9 protein-coding genes are annotated in these 7770 nt (G+C 70.0%); 3 read left to right on the top strand and 6 right to left on the bottom strand.

Annotated features, from left to right (window positions below; translation table 11 throughout):
* The coding region (locus NBX02_RS10865) for a helicase-related protein (protein WP_250291196.1) at positions 1 to 1970 on the top strand (1970 nt) is incomplete at its 5' end.
* A 167-nt stretch (positions 1971 to 2137) separates the two neighbouring features.
* Here NBX02_RS10865 and NBX02_RS10860 read toward each other — a convergent pair.
* From NBX02_RS10860 to NBX02_RS10835, 6 genes are all read right to left on the bottom strand, one after another.
* Positions 2138 to 3373, bottom strand: a complete 1236-nt coding sequence (locus NBX02_RS10860) for a cytochrome P450 family protein (RefSeq protein WP_250281392.1) — start codon at positions 3371 to 3373, stop codon at positions 2138 to 2140.
* A 207-nt stretch (positions 3374 to 3580) separates the two neighbouring features.
* A complete protein-coding gene (locus NBX02_RS10855) occupies positions 3581 to 3988 on the bottom strand; it encodes a hypothetical protein (protein ID WP_250281391.1) in 408 nt (135 codons plus the stop codon).
* A complete protein-coding gene (locus tag NBX02_RS10850; RefSeq protein ID WP_047224250.1) occupies positions 3985 to 4260 on the bottom strand; it encodes a hypothetical protein in 276 nt (91 codons plus the stop codon). The genes NBX02_RS10855 and NBX02_RS10850 overlap by 4 nt, the downstream gene beginning before the upstream one ends.
* 71 nt (positions 4261 to 4331) lie before the next feature.
* A complete protein-coding gene (locus NBX02_RS10845) occupies positions 4332 to 4664 on the bottom strand; it encodes an OsmC family protein (protein ID WP_250281390.1) in 333 nt (110 codons plus the stop codon).
* 99 nt (positions 4665 to 4763) lie between these two features.
* The gene (locus NBX02_RS10840; RefSeq protein ID WP_250281437.1) at positions 4764 to 5114 is read right to left on the bottom strand and encodes a type II toxin-antitoxin system PemK/MazF family toxin; all 351 of its coding nucleotides are present in this window, start codon (positions 5112 to 5114) and stop codon (positions 4764 to 4766) included.
* A 5-nt stretch (positions 5115 to 5119) separates the two neighbouring features.
* A complete protein-coding gene (locus NBX02_RS10835) occupies positions 5120 to 5389 on the bottom strand; it encodes a hypothetical protein (protein ID WP_250281389.1) in 270 nt (89 codons plus the stop codon).
* 217 nt (positions 5390 to 5606) lie between these two features.
* Here NBX02_RS10835 and NBX02_RS10830 point away from each other — a divergent pair, with 217 nt between their 5' ends.
* Together NBX02_RS10830 and NBX02_RS10825 are read left to right on the top strand one after the other, a co-directional pair.
* Positions 5607 to 7076 carry an ATP-binding protein gene (locus NBX02_RS10830; RefSeq protein WP_250281388.1) on the top strand — a complete coding sequence of 490 codons (1470 nt, stop codon included), beginning with the start codon at positions 5607 to 5609 and terminating at the stop codon, positions 7074 to 7076.
* 356 nt (positions 7077 to 7432) lie between these two features.
* Positions 7433 to 7770: cobalamin biosynthesis protein (locus NBX02_RS10825; RefSeq protein WP_250291193.1), on the top strand; the 338-nt coding region annotated here is incomplete at its 3' end.

The raw sequence follows: 7770 nt of genomic DNA, 5'->3' as shown, positions 1-7770 counted from the left end.
GCGGCGGGGCGGTGGCCCCGCCGCGCGAGCGGCCCTGGGTGCCCAGCCGGCCCGAGGTCGTCCGCCATCTCGACCGCGCCGGGCTGCTCCCGGCGATCACCTTCGTGTTCAGCCGGGCGGGCTGTGACGCCGCGGTGTCCGCCTGCGTGCGCGCCGGCCTGCGGCTGACCACGACGGAGGAACGGCAGACCATCCGCGAGCACGTGCGCGCCCGCACCGCGAGCATCCCCGCGGACGACCTGCGCGTACTCGGCTACTGGGAGTGGCTGGACGGTCTTGAGTGCGGCATCGCCGCGCACCACGCCGGGATGCTGCCCACGTTCAAGGAAGTGGTCGAGGAGCTGTTCGTCCGCGGCCTGGTGCGGGCCGTGTTCGCCACCGAGACCCTGGCGCTGGGCATCAACATGCCGGCGCGCACGGTTGTCCTGGAGCGGCTGAGCAAGTTCAACGGCGAGACCCGCGCCGACATCACCCCGGGTGAGTACACCCAGTTCACCGGGCGGGCCGGGCGGCGCGGCATCGACATCGAGGGGCACGCGGTCGTGCTGTGGCAGCCCGGTCTCGACCCGGTGGCCCTGGCGGGGCTGGCGTCGGCCCGCACCTATCCGCTCCGGTCGTCGTTCCGGCCGTCGTACAACATGGCCGTCAACCTCGTCGGGCGACTCGGGCGGACCGAGGCCCGCAGCGTTCTTGAGTCGTCCTTCGCACAGTTCCAGGCCGACCGCGCGGTCGTCGGCCTGGCCCGGCAGGTCCGCCGCAACAGCGGCGCGCTCGACGAGCTGGCCGCCGAGCTGACCTGCGAGCAGGGCCCGGTCAGCGAATACGCGCGCCTGCGCGAGGAGATCCGCGCCCGCGAGGCGGCGCTGTCGCGGGAGGGCGCCAACCGCCGCCGCGCCGAAGCGCTCGAGGCGCTGTCCCGGCTGCGGGTCGGGGATGTCGTGCGCGTCCCGGCCGGCCGGCGCAGCGGCCTGGCGGTCGTGCTCGACCCCGGGGTGAACGGCCACGGCGACGACGGCCCGCGCCCGGTCGTCCTGACGGTGGACAGGCAGGTCCGCCGGCTCTCCACGGTCGACTTCCCGGTGGCCGTCGAGGCGCTGGGCCGCGTCCGGGTGCCGCGGACGTTCAACCCGCGCTCGCCGCAGTCGCGCCGTGACCTGGCGTCGTCACTGCGCCAGGTCGACGTCCCGCCTGAGCAGGGGCGGCGGGCCCGGGAGCGGGCCGCCGCCGCGGACGACACCGAACTCGCCCGGCTGCGCCGCGCGCTGCGCGCCCATCCCGTGCACGGCTGCCCGGAGCGGGAGGCGCACCTGCGCGTCATGGACCGCCACGCGAAGCTGCGCCGGGAGACCGACACCCTCCAGCGGCGCATCGAGAACCGCACGAACACCGTCGCGAAGATCTTCGACCGGGTGTGTGCGGCTCTGGAGACGCTGGGCTACCTGCGGGGTGACACCGTCACCGCCGCCGGCGCTCTGCTCAGCCGTGTCTACACCGAGCAGGACCTGCTCGTCGCCGAATGCCTGCGCGACGGCGTGTGGGAGGGGCTGTCACCGGCCGCGCTCGCCGCGGCGGTCTCCACGCTCGTCTACGAGCCCCGCGGCGAGGAGGCGACGGCGGCGAAGACACCCGGCGATCCCGGGCTGCGGGACGCGCTTACGGCCACGGCCCGCATCGCCGGCCGGCTGCGTGACATCGAGGCCGGCCACGGACTGGACTTCCTGCGCCCGCCCGAGCCCGGATTCGCCTGGGTGGCGTTCGGCTGGGCGTCCGGAGGCTCCCTGGAGAAGGTCCTGACCGACTCCGGTCTGGACCTCACCGCCGGCGACTTCGTCCGCTGGATGCGTCAGCTCATCGACCTGCTCGACCAGATCGTCCAGGTCGCCCCGGAGGATTCGACCGTGCGGGGTGTCGCCCGCGCGGCGCTCGACGCCGTCCGCCGCGGCGTCGTCGCCTACGCCATGTCGATATAGCTCCCTGTAAGGGCACGGCTCCCTGCGGTACGGCGTCCCAGGCCGATACGGCGGCCTTTATCTGATCTTGTATTTACCCTGTTTGTCACCGCCGCGGACGGTCGCGGCTCCTATCCGTCCCGCTGTCGTCAGATGCCGCTTTCAGGCGCCGCTTTCATATAGCGCCTTCAGGTGCCGCCGAAGCGGACCGGGAGCTCGAGGAGGCCGCGGAAGGACGACGCCGCGGGCAGCCACTGGAGGTTCTCCGGCGCCACCTCGAGCGCGAGGTTGGGCAGCCTTCGCAGCAGTGTGCCGATGGCGGTCCGCGCCTCCATCCGGGCCAGTGACACACCCAGGCAGTAGTGGACGCCGTACCCGAAGGCCATGTGCGGGTTGTCCGTCCGGTCGACGTGCAGCCGGTCGGGGTCGGTGAAATGCGCCGGGTCGTGATTGGCCGCGTTGAGGACGACGGTGACGATCGAGCCTTTCGGAACACGCACCCCGCTGTACTCGACGTCCTCCGTCGCCAGCCGGAAGCTCGCCACCGGGACCGACCCGTTGAAACGGAGCAGCTCCTCGATCGCGCCCGGCAGGAGGTGCGGGTTCTTCGTTATCAGGTCGAGCTGGTCCGGGTTCGTCAGCAACGCGGTGACCGCGTTCCCGATGAAGTCGGCCGTTGTCTGGTGACCGGCGAACAGCAGCAGGAACGCGGTCGAGACCAGCTCCTCCTCGGAGAGTTTCCCGCCGCCGTCACGGGCCGTGATCAACGCGCTGATCAGGTCGTCGCCGGGCCGGTCACGCTTGTTCCCGACCAGCTTGGTCAGATAGGCGTAGAGGTCCTGCTGGGCCTCCTGGATGGCGGCCCGGTCCTCCTCGTTGCTGCGCCCGGCCGTGCCCTGGGTGCGGATGACCTGCGTGCCGCTGAAGAACTGCTCGCGGTCCTCGACCGGGACGCCGAGAAGTTCACAGATCACGTTCATCGGCAGCGGAAGGGCGAACTCGCCGATCAGCTCGGCACGGCCGGCGGGCACGATCGCGTCCAGCAGTTCGTCCACGAGCTGCTGGACGCGGGGGGCCAGCGCCTCGATACGGCGCGGGGTGAACGCCTGGGAGACCAGGCGGCGCAGCCGGCTGTGTTCCGGCGGGTCCGCGTTGAGCATGTTCCTGTTCAACGCGACCGACTTCTCACCGAAAACCTGCAGGTAGAGGTCCCCGGCCCGGTCGATGTCCTTGCTCAGCCGCGGGTCGGAGAGCACCGCTCTCGCGTCGGCGTACCGGGTGACCATCCAGGTCTCGAACCTGGGCGTCTTCACCCGGCAGACCGGCGCGTTCTCCCGCAGCCGGGCGTACGTCGGGTACGGGTCAAGACGGAATTCCGGGGTGAACAGCTCGGCCGCGGGAACCGCCTGTGTGACTTCACTCATACTGGATTCCTTCTGCTGGATGCTTCCACCCGTGAAATCGAGGGCGAAAACGGCTGCTGTCACGACCGTTCAGTCCCTCGGTCGCGTGATTCGGCCGTGTTCGACGCACGCGCGCACGTCACAGCATCGACAGTATGAGACCGGAGCCGCCTGCGCCCGTCGACGATGAGCGCGACGAAAATAACGGTGAAAACTGTTTCTCAACCGTCAGAGCGGAATCAGGCGGACGCCGGGGCCGCATAGTCGGGCCATGTCACCCGGATCGGATGTGATCATGGCTACTGGCCCTCGCTGACGCAGCGCCATCTCCGCGACCATGGCGTCGATGGCGTACTTGTGCCCATGTAGGTTCGCGGCCCGCAGCAGTGCCGACGCGGCTCGTGCGGCATCCCTGGTGAGGGATTCCACCTGGACGCGAGCGAGGATCCAGGTCATGCGCGCCGCGTCTGTTCTGGGGTGTGTCGCTTCGATGATGGTTGCGGCGCAGGTCCTGACCCTCCATTCCATGCGCTGTGCCCCGTCCAGGACGACCATGACCCTTCGCCGCCCCTCGACGAAGCCGGACAGTCCCGCGCAGTCAAGAACAAGGGTCCCCTGCGTAGCTGAGACTTTCACGCAGCGTCGTGCTCCTGCGCAACCGTGCCGGTGAGCGCTTCATGCGCCCAGGCCCGCTCGTCGTCTGTGAACGCGCCGTGCTCTTCCTGGTAGACACGGATGTCCTCGGCGAGGAGTTCGCGGCGAATACGGTCCTCAATCATCTTTGCGACGAAGCCGGAGAACTCGCGTTTACCGATCAGCTCACGTACGGCGTCAGCGGTCCCCTGCGGAAGGGACAGGCTCAACCGAGTGGAAGGACCTTCACCCAGCGGGTATTCATGGATACTCATATGGGTACTGTAACATTTCTGCTGTTACGACAGCGGCGTCGTCACGTCCGATCGGTTCACCGGCCGGGCGCCTACACCCGTATCCGGACGAAGGTGGGCTGTATGTCGACCTCGCAGCGCAGGCTGTTCGCGATGTAGCACGCCTGGTGGGCCAGCTCCACCAGGCGGTGCAGCCGCTCGAGCGGGACGTCCCCGGCAACCACGATGCGTGGCCGCAGCAGGAGCTGTTCGGGGTTGGGGCGCTCGGGTGAGCCGCGAAAGGCGGGATCCGCGCTGAGCTGGACGCTTACGGACGCGGGCGGGCATTCGCCGTGATGCTCCCGGCCGTACGCCTCGTAGCCGGCGGCCGTCGAGCCCTCCCACTGGCAGCGGGCCCGATACCGGTGCCGCTCATGCTGATCCACGCAGCCTCCTGACGAGGGCGGTTTCTCACCATCAGGACGTCGGCGGCTTCGATAACCGATAACCGAGTACCAGCGGCCTGCTGGAAGCGGGGTGGCGGGTCAGCGGAAGGCGACCATCTCGCGTAGCCACTCGCTCAGTTCGGCGATTTCGGTGGCCGACGCGCTGCCCAGCGGCGCGGACCGGGCGAACCGCCGGGTGGACACCGCCGTGATCTCTTCGGTGCGCGCCCAGCTCCGCCTGTCCAGGCCGGACTCGGGGGAGTCGATGCGCACGTGATGGTCCAGGCCCCGGTCCCGCGTGGTCAGGGGCACCACGAGGGCCATGTCGATCGGGAACCGGCAGTGCGTCGCCGAGCCGACCACCACGGCCGGGCGTAGGTGGCCCTGCTCGTGCCCGATCGGCTGGCCGAAGTCCACCAGCCACACCTGCCAGGGCGCGAGCCTCAGCATCCGGCTCACCGGTTGTACTCCGGGTACTCCTCACGCGCGTCGGGCAGGCCGTCGCCGGCCGCGTTGTCGGCCGGCCGCGCCTCGGCCTGGTAGCTGGCCCACTCGTCAGGGTCGGCGCGCAGCTCCTCGTAGCGTCGCATGATGCGGTTGATCTTGTGTTCCCGCACCAGATGCCGGACCGCCTCGCCCAGGGACACGCCGTGGAAGTCGCGTTCGGCGATCTCCGCCAGCTCGTCGCGTAGCCCGCTGTCAAGCTGCATGGACGTCGTAGCCATAGGCTCCAGTATGGCATGTGCTATAGATCGTGCCGTGGCGATGCCGGTCGAAGACCGGGTGCGTACAAGCGGGATCTGCGGTGTGGGCGGGGTGCGGGCTCTCGGGTCATGGCGGAGCGCACCGAACGCGACAGGAAGACAATAGTATAGGTCGAGTTATAATAACTTGAGATATCCATGATGGGAGGCGCGCTGGGAAGCGTCACTGGGAGGGGCGATGGACAAGCCTGCCGAGATGTTCGACCGCGACTTCGAGTGGGCCGAACTGGCCCGCTTCGCTCGTTATCCGGGTGGCGAAGCGACCCTGGGGGTGGTCTCCGGCCGGCGGCGACAGGGCAAGACGTTCCTCCTCGACGCGGTCACCCGTGCCGGTGGCGGTTTCATGTTCACCGCGACCGAGACCACCGAAGCCGATGGCCTCAGGCAGTTCGGTGCGGCGCTGGCCCGCTACCGCGACGAGCCAGCACCCTTCCGCTTCGCCCACTGGGACGAGGCCGTGAACCAGCTCATGCGGATCGCCACCGATGGGCCCACCACCGCCGTCATCGACGAGTTCCCCTTCCTCGCCAAGGCGTCACCCGCGCTGCCGTCCATCATCCAGCGCGCTCTGGACCCCGCCGCGCAGCACGGCAACACACCCGTGCGTCTGCTGTTGTGCGGCTCCGCGCTGCCCTTCATGGGCCGGCTGCTCGCCGGCAACGCCCCGCTGCGCGGCCGCGCGGGGCTCGAACTCGTCGTTCCCACCCTCGACTTCCGTACCGCCGGCCGGTTCTGGGAGATCACCGACCCGCGCACCGCCGTACTCACCCACGCCGTCGTCGGCGGCACCCCCGCCTACCGGCGCGAATTCACCCAGGGTGACGTCCCCGCCGGCCCCGACGACTTCGACGACTGGGTCGCCCGGGCCGTCATCAACCCCGCCCGGCCCCTCTTCCGCGAAGCCCGTTACCTCCTCGCTGAGGAACCCGACCTGCACGACGTCGCGCTCTACCATTCCGTGCTGGCAGCCATCACCGCCGGTAACGCGGCGCGCGGCGGGATCGCCGACTACCTCGGCCGCAGATCCACCGACCTCGCCCATCCGCTGAGCGTTCTCGAGGACGTCGGCCTGATCCGCCACGAGCCCGACGCGTTCCGCCGGAACCGTTCCACCTATCGGATCGCCGAACCCCTGGTCACCTTCTACCACGCCGTCATGCGCCCCTACTGGGGCGATCTGGAACGGCCGGGCCGGGCCCCGGCCGTGTGGCGGCGTGCCGGGCCCACCTTCCGTAGCAAAGTGGTCGGCCCGCACTTCGAGAACCTCTGCCGCGAATGGGCCCGCTGGTACGCGGTTCCCGACACGTACGGTGGCCACTCCTACCGGGTGGCCGCAGGGGCCGTCAACGATCCGGCGGCCAGGACCAGTCACGAGGTCGACGTCGCGGTCCTCGGCCACGACGAATCCGGCCACGACGTCCTGCTCGCCATCGGTGAGGCGAAGTGGGGCGACGTCATGGGCCTGCGCCACCTGCGCCGCCTCGACCACATCCGTGGACTGCTGCGCACCCGCCACGCCGCCCCCGCCCACCCGACACGCCTGATGTGTTTCAGCGGCGCGGGTTTCACCGACGAGCTACGGCAGGCCGCTGCCGAGGACTCCACCATCCAGCTTGTCGATCTACACAGAATCTATTACGGTGAGTAATTATGCGAAGAGGGTCCCGGTACGGCTGAGCCTCTCACGCGATACCATGCCGCTACGCGGCCTCGCCGGTGATCATCTCATGGGCCCAGGCCCGCTCATCGTCGCCGATGGACGCATAAGGGCCGATGGACGCATGAGGGACGCGGAGGAAGCCGGTGGAAGTTCCCCTGACATCGACCGGTCGACCTGGCGGGCCGGGCCCGGGCGCCATGCGTCCCGCGGGGCTTCGCCGCGGCACCGCCGCCCCACACGCTGAACGTCCGATTATGCCAAGTTACTGATCGTACCAGGTAGTCGATCATTCCGCCGGGCCGGTACGGCTGGCGTGACCCGTCTTCGTGCCAGGGAGAACTCCCGTGTCCGGATGGTTGCGTGCTGTCGGGCTGCTCGCCGGCGCCGCGCTCGACGCCGCCCTCGCCGACCCGGCGCGGCGGCACCCGGTGGCGGCCTTCGGGGGCGTCGCCAACCACACCGAGCGGCTGCTCTACCGCGACAGCCGGGCCGCCGGGCTGGCCTACACCTGCGCCCTCGCCGGCGGCACTGTCGCCGTCGGCGCCCTGGCGCGCTCCGGGGTGACCAGGGCCGGCCGGCGGCTCGGCTGCCAGCGGGCCGCCTCGGTGGCGCTGACCACGGCGGCGACGTGGACGGTGCTCGGCGGGACGTCCCTGCGCCGCCACGGCCGTCGCCTCGGCGG

Origin of the sequence: Protofrankia sp. CiP1_Cm_nod1, assembly GCF_920888515.1 — a bacterium.
Lineage (GTDB): Bacteria > Actinomycetota > Actinomycetes > Frankiales > Frankiaceae > Protofrankia.
This window is presented reverse-complemented; position numbering and strand designations above follow the sequence as displayed.

Coding starts and splice junctions, on each gene's coding strand:
- NBX02_RS10840 (WP_250281437.1), bottom strand. CDS start 5,114: ATGCTGAGGCTCGCGCCCTGGCAGGTGTGGCTGGTGGACTTCGGCCAG.
- NBX02_RS10835 (WP_250281389.1), bottom strand. CDS start 5,389: ATGGCTACGACGTCCATGCAGCTTGACAGCGGGCTACGCGACGAGCTG.
- NBX02_RS10850 (WP_047224250.1), bottom strand. CDS start 4,260: ATGAGTATCCATGAATACCCGCTGGGTGAAGGTCCTTCCACTCGGTTG.
- NBX02_RS10830 (WP_250281388.1), top strand. CDS start 5,607: ATGGACAAGCCTGCCGAGATGTTCGACCGCGACTTCGAGTGGGCCGAA.
- NBX02_RS10860 (WP_250281392.1), bottom strand. CDS start 3,373: ATGAGTGAAGTCACACAGGCGGTTCCCGCGGCCGAGCTGTTCACCCCG.